This window comes from Kitasatospora misakiensis (genome assembly GCF_042656005.1).
Lineage (GTDB): Bacteria > Actinomycetota > Actinomycetes > Streptomycetales > Streptomycetaceae > Kitasatospora > Kitasatospora misakiensis.
On record NZ_JBHSOF010000159.1, the window covers coordinates 1 to 575 of the forward strand.

Sequence of the window (575 nt, forward strand, 5' to 3'; positions counted from 1 at the left end):
CTTCGTGATGGCCACGGAAGGTGGCGACCTCAATGATTTCCGGCCCGAACATCACATGCGCCAGGCGGAAACGTCGCCCAACCAGACGGCAGTTGCGGAACAGCTTGCGTACCTGATCCGGCGTGGCGTTGGTGGTAACGTCAAAATCTTTTGGCTTTTTGCCAAGCAGCAGGTCGCGGACGCCGCCGCCGACCAGCCAGGATTCGTAGCCCGCCTTGTTGAGGCGGTACATGACCTTGAGGGCGTTTTCACTGATATCTTTGCGGGAAATAGCATGCTGCTCACGCGGGATCACCGTCATAGGCGTTGGTTCGACGGCGGCTTCTGCCTCGCGCTCCTCACGGCTTAGCACCTTACGGCAAAAATTAGCGACTCGGGTAAAAATGGTGCACCTCGTAGTGTCAGACGGACTTCAGATCAACTGTACAGTGTAAAAATAGCGGCTAATCATAGCTCAGCGGGAGCCATTTGAGAATGCTCGATTTTCGCCGGCTGCCAGTTGGCGACGGCCTGGGCGAGTAAATCATCGATGCTCAGGGCCTGCCACTCCTCGGGGATCGCCTGATTCAGAAAGC

The 575-nt window shown here is 56.9% G+C and carries 1 protein-coding gene; it reads right to left on the reverse strand.

All coding sequences use genetic code 11. From position 1 onward, the window contains the following. The coding region (locus ACFP3U_RS37035; protein ID WP_465261984.1) for a hypothetical protein at nucleotides 1-301 on the reverse strand (301 nt) is incomplete at its 3' end. Between the last annotated feature and the right edge of the window lie 274 nt (nucleotides 302-575).